Annotated in this window: 12 protein-coding genes and 3 pseudogenes; 6 read left to right on the top strand and 9 right to left on the bottom strand. The window is 68.2% G+C overall.

The window, feature by feature from the left end:
- Nucleotides 1-49: 49 nt before the first annotated feature.
- The gene (locus DEIGR_RS10765) at nucleotides 50-808 is read left to right on the top strand and encodes a BON domain-containing protein (RefSeq protein WP_058977147.1); all 759 of its coding nucleotides are present in this window, start codon (nucleotides 50-52) and stop codon (nucleotides 806-808) included.
- An 84-nt stretch (nucleotides 809-892) separates the two neighbouring features.
- Here DEIGR_RS10765 and DEIGR_RS10760 read toward each other — a convergent pair whose 3' ends face one another.
- Nucleotides 893-2,020, bottom strand: coding sequence for an FtsW/RodA/SpoVE family cell cycle protein (locus DEIGR_RS10760; RefSeq protein ID WP_058977145.1), 1,128 nt, complete (start codon nucleotides 2,018-2,020; stop codon nucleotides 893-895).
- Nucleotides 2,017-3,306, bottom strand: coding sequence for a UDP-N-acetylmuramoyl-L-alanine--D-glutamate ligase (gene murD / locus DEIGR_RS10755; RefSeq protein ID WP_058977144.1), 1,290 nt, complete (start codon nucleotides 3,304-3,306; stop codon nucleotides 2,017-2,019). The genes DEIGR_RS10760 and murD overlap by 4 nt, the downstream gene beginning before the upstream one ends.
- Nucleotides 3,307-3,398: 92 nt before the next feature.
- Here murD and DEIGR_RS10750 point away from each other — a divergent pair, with 92 nt between their 5' ends.
- Nucleotides 3,399-4,574 (top strand): hypothetical protein, encoded by a 1,176-nt coding sequence (locus tag DEIGR_RS10750; protein ID WP_058977143.1) that lies wholly within the window; start codon nucleotides 3,399-3,401, stop codon nucleotides 4,572-4,574.
- Nucleotides 4,575-4,768: 194 nt separating this feature from the next.
- Nucleotides 4,769-5,884 (top strand): annotated as a pseudogene (locus DEIGR_RS19655) (IS701 family transposase); the annotation flags it as partial.
- Nucleotides 5,885-5,893: 9 nt separating this feature from the next.
- Here DEIGR_RS19655 and DEIGR_RS10740 read toward each other — a convergent pair.
- Nucleotides 5,894-7,065: pseudogene (locus DEIGR_RS10740) on the bottom strand (IS3 family transposase).
- A 60-nt stretch (nucleotides 7,066-7,125) separates the two neighbouring features.
- Here DEIGR_RS10740 and DEIGR_RS21670 point away from each other — a divergent pair.
- Nucleotides 7,126-7,323, top strand: a pseudogene (locus tag DEIGR_RS21670) (IS701 family transposase); the annotation flags it as partial.
- A gap of 97 nt (nucleotides 7,324-7,420) precedes the next feature.
- On the opposite strand, the gene trmFO reads toward DEIGR_RS21670, so the two are convergent.
- The 3 genes from trmFO to DEIGR_RS10720 all read right to left on the bottom strand — a co-directional run bounded on the left by trmFO (nucleotide 7,421) and on the right by DEIGR_RS10720 (nucleotide 10,126).
- On the bottom strand, nucleotides 7,421-8,809 hold the full coding sequence (gene trmFO / locus DEIGR_RS10730) for a methylenetetrahydrofolate--tRNA-(uracil(54)-C(5))-methyltransferase (FADH(2)-oxidizing) TrmFO (protein ID WP_269083796.1): 1,389 nt from the start codon (nucleotides 8,807-8,809) through the stop codon (nucleotides 7,421-7,423).
- A gap of 80 nt (nucleotides 8,810-8,889) precedes the next feature.
- Nucleotides 8,890-9,261 carry a hypothetical protein gene (locus DEIGR_RS10725; RefSeq protein WP_058977134.1) on the bottom strand — a complete coding sequence of 124 codons (372 nt, stop codon included), beginning with the start codon at nucleotides 9,259-9,261 and terminating at the stop codon, nucleotides 8,890-8,892.
- A 70-nt stretch (nucleotides 9,262-9,331) separates the two neighbouring features.
- Nucleotides 9,332-10,126, bottom strand: a complete 795-nt coding sequence (locus DEIGR_RS10720; protein WP_058977132.1) for a YdcF family protein — start codon at nucleotides 10,124-10,126, stop codon at nucleotides 9,332-9,334.
- Between the two features lie 67 nt (nucleotides 10,127-10,193).
- On the opposite strand from DEIGR_RS10720, the gene DEIGR_RS10715 reads away from it, so the two are divergent.
- The gene (locus DEIGR_RS10715; RefSeq protein ID WP_236704723.1) at nucleotides 10,194-10,808 is read left to right on the top strand and encodes a DUF305 domain-containing protein; all 615 of its coding nucleotides are present in this window, start codon (nucleotides 10,194-10,196) and stop codon (nucleotides 10,806-10,808) included.
- 61 nt (nucleotides 10,809-10,869) lie between these two features.
- On the opposite strand, the gene DEIGR_RS10710 is transcribed toward DEIGR_RS10715, so the two are convergent.
- From DEIGR_RS10710 to DEIGR_RS10700, 3 genes are all read right to left on the bottom strand, one after another.
- On the bottom strand, nucleotides 10,870-11,262 hold the full coding sequence (locus DEIGR_RS10710; RefSeq protein ID WP_058977130.1) for a hypothetical protein: 393 nt from the start codon (nucleotides 11,260-11,262) through the stop codon (nucleotides 10,870-10,872).
- Complete coding sequence (locus DEIGR_RS10705; RefSeq protein WP_058977128.1) at nucleotides 11,259-12,773, bottom strand: glycine--tRNA ligase; 1,515 nt, start codon at nucleotides 12,771-12,773, stop codon at nucleotides 11,259-11,261. The genes DEIGR_RS10710 and DEIGR_RS10705 overlap by 4 nt, the downstream gene beginning before the upstream one ends.
- Before the next feature lie 313 nt (nucleotides 12,774-13,086).
- Complete coding sequence (locus DEIGR_RS10700) at nucleotides 13,087-13,542, bottom strand: hypothetical protein (RefSeq protein WP_058977126.1); 456 nt, start codon at nucleotides 13,540-13,542, stop codon at nucleotides 13,087-13,089.
- Nucleotides 13,543-13,626: 84 nt separating this feature from the next.
- On the opposite strand from DEIGR_RS10700, the gene DEIGR_RS10695 reads away from it, so the two are divergent.
- Nucleotides 13,627-14,250, top strand: a complete 624-nt coding sequence (locus DEIGR_RS10695; protein WP_058977124.1) for a hypothetical protein — start codon at nucleotides 13,627-13,629, stop codon at nucleotides 14,248-14,250.
- Nucleotides 14,251-14,292: the final 42 nt, after the last annotated feature.

Raw genomic sequence — 14,292 nt, 5'->3', positions numbered from 1 at the left:
ACCTCAATCCAGCGCACCACGTCCGAGCGCTACAGGGTACGCTCGGCGCATGTGGCCATTCGGAAAGAGCACAGCGGACCGCGTCAAAGACGCGCTGAACGAGCAACCCCGACTGAAGGACCTGGGCCTGCAGGTGCAGGAACGCGGCGGCACCGTCAGCGTGAGCGGCATGGTGCCCAACTCTCGCTACATGAATCTGATCCGCGTGATCGCCGAGGGGATCAACGGCGTCAAGACGGTTGACCTGTCCGGCGTGACCGCCCAGGAAGAGGCCGCCGCCCCCGCCCAGCCTGCACCCGCCGCGCCGCAGGCGACCGTCACCGAGATCGCCCCGACCACCGGCAACATGAACGCCAGCGCGGACAGCACCGATATGGACACCGAGATCAAACAGGCCGAGGACCGCAGCCGCGTCGCCAAGGCCGTCCTGAGCGCCATCCGCAGCAACGGCGAACTGGCCGACGACCCCATCGACGTCCTCCAGAGCGGCAGCAGCGTCATCCTGCGCGGCGTGGTCGACAACGACCACGAGAAGCGCCTGCTGGAACAGGTCGCGCGTGGCGTGGACGGCGTCAGCGGCGTGGACATCAGCGGCGTCCGCGTCGCCCAGGGCGCCAAGGAACTGGCCAAGGAGAAGGACCAGGACTCCGGCGACACCGTGTACACCGTGAAACCCGGCGACAGCCTGTCCGCCATCGCGCAGAAGTTCTACGGCGACCCCATGCAGTACAAGAAGATCGCGCACTACAACAACATCAGCAACCCCGACCTGATCCACCCCGGCGACCGCCTGCGCATCCCGGGCTGACCCCGGAAACGTACAGGGCCCCCTCCAGAGCGAGGGGGCCCTTGTTGTACCTGTGCGTCATACGGGATTCAAGTGAATCCCCTATCAGTCGGTGGCGGGGGCCGGTGCGGGCAGGGGCGCCTGCGCGTCCTGGGCGTCCAGCCCACTCAGTTGCCGCCGCACCTCCCGCATCGCGGAGTGGATCACGGCCAGCGCGACACTCATGGTCAGCATGCTGGAAAAGCCGTAACTGACCAGGGGCAGCGGCACGCCCGTCACCGGGAACAGACCCGCCGCGACGCACAGGTTCACGAACGCCTGCCCGACGATCATGAACATCGCCCCGATCGCCAGGATGCTCGCCCCGTGAATCTCGGGCGTCATGGGCCGCACCCGGCTGGCCAGATGCGCGACGTCCAGCGCCGTCACCACGATCAGCCAGTACGCGAACAGCAGCATCGCCACGCCCAGCAGGCCCGACGAGAAGCCCACCGACGCCACGATCAGGTCGGTGTGATCCCCGAAGTACACGTACCGCAGGCCGTCCGGACCCTGACCGGGAATCCCGCCGAAACTCAGGTCGCGGTGCGCGAGGCCGATCTGCCCCAGGCCCGCCTCGCGGACCTCCTCGGCGGAGTAGTGCTGGTTCCAGCGGGACAGGATGTACGGGTGTTTCTCCAGGTACAGGCCCGCGGCCGGGATGGCCAGCAGCACCAGGGCCAGCAGGAACCCGCTGATGTTGCTGATCCGCACGCCCGCCGCGTACATGAGCACCAGCCCCAGCCCGAACATCAGCACGCTGGTGCCCAGGTCCGGCTCGATGAACACCAGGAACGTCGTGAGCATGATCATGGCCGTCGCGCTGATCAGTTTGTTGTGCACGCCGCGCCGCGCGAAGAACGACGCCAGCATGAGCACCAGCCCCAGCTTGGCCATCTCGGACGGCTGGAACCGCACCGGGCCGAACTGCAGCCAGCGTTTTGTCGCCTCGCTCTCGGCGGTGCCCACCCCGATGAACGGCACGAGCAACAGCAGAAACAGCGTCACGCCCCACACCAGCGGACCGAGTTTCAGGAACGCGCGGGGGCGCAGCCGCGCGATGGCCAGCGTGAACCCCAGCGCCAGCAGCGCCTTCAGACCGTGATCGGCGATCATGCCCGGTTCGGCGGTCGCGACGCCCAGCACGCCCAGGCACAGCAGCATGACCTGCGCGATGATCAGCTGGATGCTCATCCCTGCACCTCCGCGCCCGCCAGGGTCAGTGCTGCGCGGCGGAACGCCTCGCCCCGCGCCCTGTAATCGCGGAACTGATCGAAACTCGTGCCGATCGGGGCGAGCAGCACGGTGCCCTCGCCATTCAGCGCGTCCAGTCCAGCCTGAGCCGCGGCGCGCATGGTCGCCTCACCGTCCGCACCAGCGACCACCCGATAGGGAAGACCCAGAGCCCGGGCGAGCGCCTCGCCGTCCTCCCCGAACGCGATGACCTGCGCCACCCGCCCGGCCGCCGCCTCACGCAGAGGGGCGAGGTCGGCACCCTTGTCCCGGCCGCCCACCAGCCACACGACCGGCGGCACGGCGCGCTCCAGGGCCGCCTGCACGGCGATGGTCCGCGTGGCGATCGAGTCCTCCACGAAACGAACGTTCCCGATCCGCGCGACCGTCTCGAAGCGCCCGGACACCGGCTGCGCCGCGCGCAGCGCCCCGGCCAGCACGCCCGCGTCTACCGGGCGGCCCAGGTGAACCAGCAGGGCCTCGGCCGCCAGCACGGCTGCCGCCGCGTTCGCCGGATGCACCCCCTCGGGCAGCTCGGAGCTGAGCAGCACCGGCGTCCCATCGGCCAGCGCGATCCGGTCCGGCGAGAAGGGCCGCACCTGCGCCCGGGTCGGCACACTCAGCCCTTCCGGCACGACCAGCACGTCCCCAGCCTCCTGACCTGCCGTGATGTTCCGCTTCGCTGCGTGGTACGCCTCCACTGTCCCGTGCCGGTCGAGATGATCCACGCCCAGGTTCGTGACCACCGCCACCGGCAGCCTCAGCCCAGGCACGCGCTCCAGCTGGAAGCTCGACAGTTCCACCACCGCCACCTCGGCGCTGTCCACGACGTCCAGTAGCGGCGGGTCAATGTTGCCGCCCTCGCGGGCGTTCAGGCCCGCCGCGCGCAGCAGCCCCGCCACCAGCACCGTCGTGCTGCCCTTCCCGGCCGTTCCGGTGATCCCCACCATCGGCAGCGCCGGGCGCAGGCGGGCGGCCAGGACCACCTCGCCGATCACCTCCGCGCCGCGCGCCTGCAGGGCCAGCAGGTCCGGATGATCGATCGGCACGCCCGGCGCGGCCACCACCACGTCATACGCGCCGCCCGCGTCCCCACGCGCCCAGCTCAGTTCATCCATGAGCGCTTCGTCCTCCGCGCCCGGACGCGCGTCGAGCCACTCCCCCCGCACGCCCGCGCGCGCCAGGAAACGCGCTGCCCCGCGCCCACTGCGGCCCAACCCGTACACCAGCACCCTGTCAAGCTTCACGCCCACACCATAGAACACCGTCCGCCCCTTGTGGTGCGTGCAGCACGTGAGAAACAATCCGGTCAGCCCACCCCGCCCCCCGGAGGTTCCCCATGACCCGCCCCGCGCGATTCCTGCCTGCCCTGCTCCTCGCCTCCGCCCTGGCCGGGGGTGGCGAGCCCCCCGCCCGGTCCCTCCTGCCGCCGGACACCCGCGCGCCGGTGCGTGAACTCGCGGTCGCCGCGCGGCCGGACGGCACCCTGCTGCTGGCCGCCATCATCGACAACGGCCGCTTCAACAGCGGGCGCGGGACCTCCACCGCCCGCGTGCTGCGCACCTGGGCGGGCGGCCCCGGCGGCTGGACGCCCATCGGCGACATCCTCAACTACCGGCAGCCGCGCCCGATCGCCAGTCTGAACCTCGCCACCGACGCGCAGGGCGGCGCGCTGCTCGCCTGGAACGAGAACTACGGCGACAACGACGTGGTGGAATTCCGCGCCCTGAGCGGCGACACCTGGACCGACTGGGGCGACCGTTACCTGGGCGACGACCTCCCGTACGCCGCCCGCACCCGCGCCGTCGCCCTGTGGAAGGGCCAGCCGCTGCTCGCCTGGGGCGAGTGGCTGCGCGACCCCGGCGGCAGCCAGCTGACCGTCCGCACCTGGAACGACACGCAGGAGAGCTGGGTGCGCGGCCCGCGCTACAACGACCGCACGCAGTTCTCCCGCACGCCCGCCCTGACCGTCACCCGCGCCGGGCAGCCCATCGTCGCGTGGCTGCAGGGCGAGGTCACCGCCAGCCGCGTCCTCGCCGCCCGCTGGAACGGGCAGACGTGGCAGCCGCTCGGCGGACCGCTGAACCGCCACGCGCCCGGGTACGTGGCGGCCACGCGCCTCGTGCTGGACGGGCAGGACCGCCCCATCGCCGCGTGGATCGAGGACCACGCCGGGCAGGACACCCTCTACGCCGCCCGCTGGAACGGGCAGAACTGGCAACCCATGGGCTCGCAGGTCAGCCAGGGCTTCGCCACCGCCCCCAGCCTCAGCACCGACACGACCGGGCACGCCGCCCTCGCCTGGGTGGAGGAAGTGAACGGGACCGGGCAGGTGCACCTCGCCCGCTGGACCGGCCAGTCATGGACCCACAGGGGCGTCCAGAACCGCGACCCGCGCCGCGACGCCCGCAGCCCCAGCCTCACCACCGCGCCCGACGGGACCCTCACGCTCGCATGGCGAGAGGACGAGGCGGGCACGTACCGGATCGAACTGCGGCAGTACCCGGGGCTGTAAGACGGAATCCGTCTGTTTCGTTCACAACCCGGAACCACACCGGGTTGCCAACTCCACGCCCGGAACCCGTTTTTCTCCTGCTCGCTCTGCTGCGCAGCTCTCCGAGTCCGCTCGGGTTGAGAGATTTTGCAAACCTTTCAACCGGAGGCCGTATAATGGTAGTCCGTTGACTGGCCGAAAGCGCACACTGGGTCATGACCCAGGATCGCGTGGTGCCTGATCCACTGGACGCCTACTGCACCCAGTTGGATCATGTGTTTCATCGGCCCACGCAGCGCGAAGCGCTGCGCCTGTACCTGCAAGGACTTCTCCTCGGTACCGAGCGACACACAACAGCGACGGGCATCGCCCATACAGCCCCAGGGAAGGCCGGAAGCCAGCACAAAGCAGCTCAGCGACTGCAATGGTTCCTGTCCGAAAGCACCTGGAATCCGGATGAGCTCCATCACGCTCGTCTGGAGCTCATGCGTCGCGGATCGGCAACGGCACCCTCAGCTGATGCTGTTTTGGTCATCGATGAGACGGGTGACCGGAAGTACGGAACCCACACCGCCCATGTCGGGCGGCAGTATCTGGGCAGCCTGGGCAAAGTCGACTCGGGCATCGTCTCTGTACACGTGCTGTATGACACGCCGCAGGCCTATTTCCCTCTGCAATTGCGTCCCTACACGCCCGCGCATCACTTCCCGCGCAAGACCAATGACCCGGCTTTTCGCACCAAGCCTCAACTGGCGGTGGAGTTGATTGAGGCTGTTCGGCATGATTGGCCGTACCGCGCGGTCGTGGCGGATTGCCTGTATGGGCGGAACGAGCTGTTCGTGAAGTCACTGCTCACCTCTGCGATCCCATTTGTGCTGTCTTTGCCGAGTTCGTATGCGTGGTGGCATGAGCAGGGTCAACCTGGAGGGGTGGAAGACTTGGCGCTGCGGGCAGTGCCAACCGACTGGCAGCCGTTCAAGAGGACGTTCGCTGACGGTACAGAACGCGTGTTCTGGCGGGCAGAAGTGAGCGGTGGGCCGTACGGGCCTGGACGCGCTCTTCGCCTGATTGTGGTGACGCCTGACCCAGTCAAACTGCCGCATGAGACGACGGAATACCTCATCACCAATGTTCGGGAGAGCGAGAAGGACAGGTCACCGGGACGCGTCCCGGTGACTCCGGCGGCCTCACTGGAGGTGGCACTGCTGTATGCCCGGCGCCCCCGGATTGAGCAGGCGTACCGAGAGGTGAAACAGCATCTGGGGTGGACGCACTGTCAGGCCCGGTCAGACATGGCTCTTCGCCGACATTGGATGATCTGTCAAGGGTTTGGTGGAGCCTCAGTTCAGGATGTAAGCCTGCTCCTCGAAGGCCGTCGGTGACTGATACCCCAACGACGAGTGACGACGGCGACGGTTATAGAACACTTCAATCCACTCGAACACCTCTGTCCGTGTCTGGGCACGGTCCCACTGCGCTTCGCCAAGCCCCATCTCCGTCTTCAATGTCGCAAAAAAGCTTTCCTGGACAGCGTTATCCCAGCATTCTCCTGCCTCGCTCATACTCTGAACGGCCTGCAATCTGTCCAGCGCCTGCTGGTACACATCGCTCGTATACTGGCTCCCTCGATCCGAATGATGCAGGAGTCCGCCTGGTGGGTTCCGACGAGCCACCGCCATCTCCAACGCCGCTGTGACCAGCGGCGTCTGAAGTCGCTCATTCAGCGCCCAGCCGACAATTTTCCTCGAGTACAGGTCCATGACCGTCGCCAGGTACAACCAGCCTTCACGGGTGGGGACATACGTGATGTCCGTGACCCACTTCTGATTCGGGCCGTCCGCAGTGAACACCCGATCAAGAATGTTTTCTGCGACTGGGCGCGAAGATTTCGCCTTCGTCGTCGTCCGGAACTTCCGCTTTCCACGCGCGACAAGCTGTGCTTGTCGCATGAGCCGCCTGATCCGCTGACGACTGACCTGCTCTCCCTGTGCCTTCAGGTCGGCTTGGATGCGCAGCGCCCCGTATGTTCCCCGGCTTTCCTCGAAGCTGGTCCTGATTTTCTCGATCAGCACGCGGTCTTTTGAGATCCTCTTGCTCTCCGGCCTTCCCCGCGCAGCGTAGTACCCGCTGATGCTCACGTCCAGAATCCGGCACATCAGCTCGACTGGAAACTCGTCGTGGTGCCGCTCGATGAACCTGAAGATCAGGGTTGCTTGGCGAAGAAGGCCAGCGCTTTTTTCAGGATATCCCGTTCCTGTCGTGCAATTTCCAGCTCCCGCTCCAGTTCCTTAAGGCGAGCCTCCTGTGGTGAAAGGGCGGGGATTCCCCGCCCGGTGAAGGCTGGGCGGCCGGAGGCCGTCTGGGTGTCCTGCTGCTGCTTCCACCGGACGACGTAGTGAGGGGGAACGCCGAGATCGCGGGCAATCTGGGCGCAACTCTTTCCGGTCGTGCGAACCAACCGGACGGCTTCTTGTTTGAACTCAGCGGTGAATTGCTGCTTGGGTACGGACATTCTGTCCTCCAGTGTGGATCACACTGAACTTACCCTCCACCAAACTCTATCCAGTTCAGTGAGACATCTCAGCGGGCGGATGCACGGCATCCGCCCAAGTGGAGCACGCTGCTGCATCAGGTGCGATTGTGGTTGGAGCCGTTCGTCTGGGTGTGGCAAGCCTGGCGGGCCTTTTCCACGGAGCGACCACCTCGGCCACTCTTCCTGTTGCTGGATCGGGTCGGCCAGGGTCGACCACTCCCGATGTATGTAGCCTGAATACCGTCTAGGACAGCAAACTTTGCCCGAGTCAACGGACTACCAATAAGACGCGGAAGCCGGAGCAGTCGCCCCGGCCTCCCTGACGGTCTGGTGATCAGCCCTCTGCGCCCACGACCTCCGCTTCCCGCACCTGGGGAGGCGTGACCGTCAGGCCCGCCTCCGCCTGAGCCCACGTCATGAACGCGTTCAGGCCCCGGCGGAACATCACGGGGCGTTTCTCGCGCTTGCCGAGCTTGCGGGGCTTGCCGGTCTTCTCGTTGATCTCGGCGGGCAGTTCCGGCACGAGCGCCCAGTTCACGTTCATGGGCTGGAAGCCCTTCGGGTTCGCACTCGCCAGATAACGGGTCAGGCCGCCCAGCATGCTCTCGGCGGGCGGCGTGAGGGGCTGGAGGCCCAGCGCGAGGCGCGCCGCGTTCGTCCCCGCCAGCCAGCCGGTCGCTGCCGATTCCAGGTACCCCTCGGTGCCCGCCAGGACGCCCGCGACCAGTTTCGTCGGGTCGGCCTTCAGTTGCAGCGTGGATTCCAGGACCAGCGGGGCGTTCAGGTACGTGTTGCGGTGCATCACGCCGTACCGGACGATCTCCGCGCCCTCCAGGCCCGGGATGAGGTTCACGACCGCCTTCTGATCCCCCCACTTCAGGCCCGTCTGGAAGCCCACCAGCGACCACATGCGGCCCTCGCGGTCCTCCTGACGCAGCTGCGCGACCGCGTACGGCCAGCGCCCGGTCTTCGGATCGTCCAGGCCCTTGGGGGACATCGGCCCGAAGCGGGGCGTGTCGATGCCGCGGCGGGCGATCTCCTCGATGGGCATGCAGCCCTCGAAGAACTCCAGCTTCTCCCAGTCGTGCGGCGTGTGACTGCGCGCCTGCTCCAGCGCCCCGAAGAACGCCAGGTACTCGTCCTTCGTGAACGGGCAGTTGATGTAATCCGCGCTCTGCTCGTACCGCCCCGCGCGCCACGCCACGTCCATGTTGATGCTGTCGAACGCGATCACGGGCGCCGCCGCGTCGTAGAAGCTCAGGCGCTCACTGCCGGTCAGGCGTGCCACGTCCGCTGCCAGCGCGTCCGACGTCAGCGGCCCCGACGCGATCACCACGATCCCGTCCGGCACGGCCTCCACCTCACCCTCCACGACCTCGATCAGTGGATGCTCACGCACCGCCGCCGTCACGCGCGCACTGAACTCGTCCCGTTCCACCGCCAGCGCGTTCCCGGCGGGCAGCTTGGAGGCGTCCGCCGCGCCCACGATCGCGCCGCCCACACTGCGCAGCTCGGCCTGCAGCAGACCCTTGCTCTGCAACTCGCCCTCGCCGCCCAGGGAATTGCTGCACACCAGCTCCGCGAAATTCCCACTGCGGTGCGCCGGCGTCATCTTCACCGGCCGCATCTCGTGCAGGCGCACCCGCACGCCCAGCCGCGCGGCCGCCAGCGCCGCCTCCGACCCCGCCAGACCCCCACCGATCACCGTCACACGCTCACTCACAACCGCGCAGTGTACGGGAAGCAGGGGCGGGCAAGTGTGCGCTGGGGCTTCACGGAGCCAGTCACCTCACGGACGGCCTATCAGTCACGACCCCGGGCCCGGCCCGACCAGAGCAACCCCAGTTCCCACAGGGCGCTTCCCAGCACGCCGAGGGCCGCACCCCCGAGAGGAATCGCGTAGATCCACACCATGAACGACGTGGACGCCGCTCCCTCACCGAACAGGGCCGCACCCCAGATCAACGCGACCCCGCCCAGCGGCGAGAACGGGATCACCACCGCCCCGCCAACGCACAGCAGGACCGTCCGCAGCCACGACTTCAGGATCATCAGCAGAGGATCGTCCTCCACAGGGGCCGCCCCCCGCGCGGCGCGACCTGCACGGAAGAACGGCAGGAGCAGGGCCAGGATCAGTGTCGCCAGTGTGGCGAGATGCGTCGGGGTTGCCACCATGACAGCCGCACCCTACACGTCCCGCTCCGCAGCCGAGACCGCACCTGATGCAGACCCGCCGAACCGAAGGTCAGCGTTCCGGCGTGCCGCCCAGCGCGGCCTTCACGCGCGACAGACTCTCGTACAGCAGGACGCGCAGGGCCACGAGGCGGTCACTGGGTTGTATGAGGGCCTGATCGAAGCGCCACTCCTGGGCGGGCACACTGACGACGGTCACCCCCTGTGCGCGGAACAGCGCGGCAGCGCGGCGCGAGTGACTGGGTGACGTGACGAGCAGCACCCGTGTCCAGCCGCGCGCCCGGGCCAGGTCGCGCACGCGGGCCGCCTCGTCACGGGTGGTCGTGACGTTCCTCAGCGTGACCAGGGTGGGGCCGCCCGAGGGGTACAGCGCGCGGATCATCTCGCGTTCCAGCGCGTCGATTTTCGGGCAGTCGCGCGGCCCGATCAGCCCGGATTGCTCCGAGAGGGTCAGGACGGGGGCGTACCCGGCCCGCCACAGCTCCAGGCCACGGAGCAGGCGTGCCTGACTGCTGACCTCCAGCGTGCGGCTACCGCACTGCACGCCGCCGCCCAGCACCACGATGGCGTCCGCCTTCACCGGGGACTCGCGCAGGGTCAGGGACGCCAGCGGCCCGCGCAGCACGGGCGTGAGCAGGCAGGCGGCGATCAGCACCGCCAGCGCGCCCGCCCCGACCCGCAGGACTGCCCAGCCGGGCCGGAACGCCCCCGCCACGCCGCCCGCCACGATCACGCCCAGCAGCACCCCTGCCGGGGCGCGGACCTCGCCCAGGAACGCGGCCAGCACCGCCAGTCCCGCGCCCACCGCCACGCCGCCCGCCACGTTCCGCCACCGCTCCCCAGTCATCCGGGGCAGTGTAGCGGGCCGCATGGAGAGCACTGGGCCTCATGAACGCGCCCCTATACTCGCGGGCGTGAACCTGCGCCGCGCCCTCCCGTTCATTGCCGTCCTGCTCGCCGCCGTCGCGGCCGCGCTGCTGCTCGCCCCGCGCCTGATCAATCCCGCCGAGGACAGCCGCGAGGTGCGCTTCGTGCGCGAGATGATCCAGCACCACACGCAGGCCATCGACATGGCGACCCGCGTCCGCGACACCACCACAGACCCGGAACTACGCAGCCTGGCGCTGGACATCATGCTGGGCCAGCAGGAGCAGATCGGGCAGATGCGCGGCTGGCTGACCCTCTGGGGCCGCCCCTGGGCCGGGGACGGCATGAGCGCCGAGCACGCCCGCATGATGGGCATGGCCACCCAGGCCGAGGTGGCGACCATCAGCACCCAGCCCGAGAAGCAGGCCGAGGTGACCTTCCTGCAACTCATGACCCGCCACCACCAGGGCGCCCTGGCGATGGTCCCCCCCGCACTGGAAAGCGGCGTGCGGCCCGAGGTACAGGCCCTCGCCCGGCAGATCCAGGCCGCGCAGAGCGCCGAGATCACCCTGATGACCCGCCTGCTGAAGGACCGGGGCGCGCAGCCGCTGCCCGCGCCCGGCGGGATGGGTGGCATGGATATGGGCGACCACCAGCACTGACCCCAGACAGTCAGAAGAGGGGGGGACGGCCAGTGGCGCGTCCCCCTCTCCCGTGCTGCCGTTACTCCTCGTCGTCGACGCTCAGGTCGCCGATCTCCCGCTCCAGGAAGTGCAGGTACCCCTGCCGCCCACCGGCGCGCGTCCAGGTCTTGACGCTGCTGCGCAGGCGACCCACCGCCAGACGCAGTTCCTCCGGGCCCGGATGATCGCCGGGCTGCGACAGGCGCAGCGTCAGGCCGCGCAGCGCCGCGTCGTGCACCTCGGCGCGCAGACCGTCCAGTTTCCCCGGCGTGAAGGGGTAGTTCGTGGCCTCGGCGCGGTAGCGGCGCACCAGTTCCTCGTAGGCGCTGTCCACCATCGCGTCCGTCAGGTCCGGGTGGACGGCGTACACGCCCAGCACCGCCAGTTCCACGGCGCTCAGGTACGGCACGAGGTGATCGGCGGGGACGCTCACCGCAGCTTCGCCTGCAGGTAAGCGCTGAGCTCGCTGATCTTCACGCGTTCCTGCGCCAGCGTGTCGCGGTCGCGGATGGTGACGGTGTCGGTCAGGCTGGCGTCCTCGCCCTTGCCGACGGTGTCGAAGTCCACGGTGACGCAGTAGGGCGTACCGACCTCGTCGTGGCGGCGGTACGCCTTGCCGATGTTCCCACTGTCCTCCAGCAGGATGCGGCCCAGCCCGAGCTTCTGCAGGTCGTTCTTGATGGAGCGGGCCAGGTCGACCAGTTCGGCCTTGTTGCGCGCCAGCGGAATCACGGCCACCTTGATCGGCGCGAGGTGCGGCCTGAGTTTCAGCACGATGCGTTCGTTGCCGTTCTCCAGCGTCTCCTTGGTGAACGCCTCGCTCAGGACGGCCAGCATGGCGCGGTCCACCCCGGCGGACGGTTCGATCACGAACGGCACGACCGGCTTGTTCGTCTCCGGGTGCGGAATGGTCAGCTTGGCGATGGAGTCGAGGTTCTCCTCCACGCGCGCCACGAGCCCCAGTTCGCTCTGGTTTTTCGTGTGCGACCCGAGGTCGTAGTCGCTGCGGTTCGCGATGCCCTCGATCTCCTCGTGCCCCAGGGTGGGGTAGTCGTACATCAGGTCGTAGGTGCGCTTGGAGTAGTGCGCCAGATCCTCCTTCGGCACGTCCAGGATCTCGATCTTGCTGCGCGGCACGCCCTGCGCCTCCCACCAGCTCAGGCGCCGCTCCAGCCAGTGTTCGTGCCACTCCTCGTCCGTGCCGGGCGTGCAGAAGAACTCGATCTCCATCTGCTCGAGTTCCCGCACGCGGAAGATGAAGTTGCGGGGCGTGATCTCGTTGCGGAACGCCTTGCCGATCTGCGCGATGCCGAACGGCAGGCGGCGGCTGGTGCTGTCCACGACGTTCTTGAAGTTCGTGAAGATCCCCTGCGCGGTCTCGGGACGCAGGTAGCCGTAGCTCTCGTCATCCGCGACCGGGCCGATGGTCGTCTTGAACATCATGTTGAAGGGTTTGGGCTCGGTCCACTCGCCCACCTCACCGCTGAACGGGTCACGCACGCCCGCGTCCCTCAGCGCCTGCGATGCCTGCGCGGGGTTCGCGTTCAGCGCCGCCACGACCGCCGGGAAGTTCTCCGCACTCTGCCCCATCGCCTCGGCCACCTTCGCGATCACGTCCGCCTTCTGATCCTTCACGAGGTGGTCCAGACGGTACCGCTTGTTGTTCTTCTTGTTGTCCACCATCGGGTCGCTGAAGGTCGCCTCGTGCCCGCTGTGCCGCAGCACCTGCCGGTGCATGATGATGCTGGCGTCCAGGCCCTCCATGTCGTCCCGCTCGTACACGTTCGTGCGCCACCACGCGGCCTTGATGTTGTTCTTCAGTTCCACGCCCAGCGGGCCGTAATCGTAGAAACCCTGAAGGCCCCCGTAGATCTCCGAGCCCTGGAAAATGAAGCCCCGGCGTTTACACAGGCTGACGAGTTCTTCCATCGACGTTGCAGGCATCACGTGCTCCTTTCGGGCAGGCGACGGAAAAAAGCCCCAGACGGCGGCCAGTTCCCGGCACTCGCTCGTCTGGGGACGCATGAGGACACGCGCGGTTCCACCCCAGTTCCAGCCCCGGCATCCCCGGCCGACTGGCACTTTTGTCTGTGATCAGCTCCCCGCTGCCCTTCCCGCGCCGCCTCACCGCCCGACTCTCACCGTCACGGGCTCGCTCACTGGCCGCTGCGCGCGGTACTCCTGCGGATCAACACCTGACGCACAGTGTGGAACACGGCAGGGGAGAGGGTCAAGGGCGCCGCGGACGTTCGGTGCATCAGCGCAGTGGCACGTCCACGCGCACGCCGACGCCGGACAGCCCGCCGAGCCGCAGGAGGCCCTCGACGTTCACGCCGCTCACGTGGACGCCGTACACGCCGTGCACGTTCGCGCCCAGCAGCGGACTGTACACGAACAGGGGGACGCCACCGGCTGTGCCCTCGCCCGACAGCAGGACGCCGCTGCCCACGCCGAGGCCCGCGTACTGGTTGCCCGGCAGGGCGCGCAGGTACGTCACGTCCGCACGGACCCACGGGGTGAGCGTGGTGGGCGCCCACACCTCCAGGCCCAGGGTGCCGCGCCACGCCCCGCCGCCCCGCCAGTCGGACCGGACGGAGGCGTGCGCGCCGCCCTGCGCGACGCCCGGCCCGGCAGCGGCACTCAGGCCCAGGGTGACCTCGGCGGAAGCGGTCGAGCAGAGGAGACACGCGGCGGTCAGGAGGCGTCGGAGCACGCGCCTACCTTAAGGCTTCATAAACTGGGGGCGTGCTTCATGTGAGGCAGGCAAGAACCATGAAGGCTGCTAACCTCCGCCGGTATGCGCACCATCGCCCTGACCGCCGCCCTCCTGACCACCCTGACCGCCTGCACCGCCATGCAGCGTGGCGATCAGGAGAACTACCCCGTCGAGCTGACCTCGCCGTACGCGGCGGCCCCCGTGCTGCCGGGCAAGACCGCGTTCGTGCAGGTGACGTACCCCCGGACGGCCTTCGAGGACGGCAGCGAACTGGACCGCTACTACGATCAGGTCACCTTCGATTACAGCACGGTTCGTTCGGACGGCGACAAGGTGCCCGACCCCTATATCGGCGCGTCCTGGATCAAGCTGGACTCGGTGGACGCACCGAAGGGCATCAGCGTGGTGCTGGTCAAGTCCGAGATCGGCCGCGCCGTCATCAAGACCCGCCTCGTGGGGAGCAGCGTCGACGTGCAGTACTACGACAAGGTCCGCCTGACGTACAAGGTGAGTGTCGCGGCGGATTTCACGCCCACCCAGAAGAAGGTGACGTCGAGCAGTTCGACCCTCAGCAAGTACCTGCCCAGCCTGAGCGACGTGCTGCCCCTCGATGCGGAAGCGGCGCAGCTCAAATTCTCGGTGAACGGTGCCGTGCAGAGCGCCGCGCTCGCCGTGCGGACCACGCCCGAGAAGAGCAGCAAGTAAGGTCGGGCGGCGTGAGGGCACCTGTTGCGGGTGCCCTCTTTG

Source organism: Deinococcus grandis (assembly GCF_001485435.1).
Taxonomy (GTDB): domain Bacteria; phylum Deinococcota; class Deinococci; order Deinococcales; family Deinococcaceae; genus Deinococcus; species Deinococcus grandis.
Note: the sequence above shows the minus strand (reverse complement) of the source record. Positions and strands in the feature narration are given on the sequence as shown.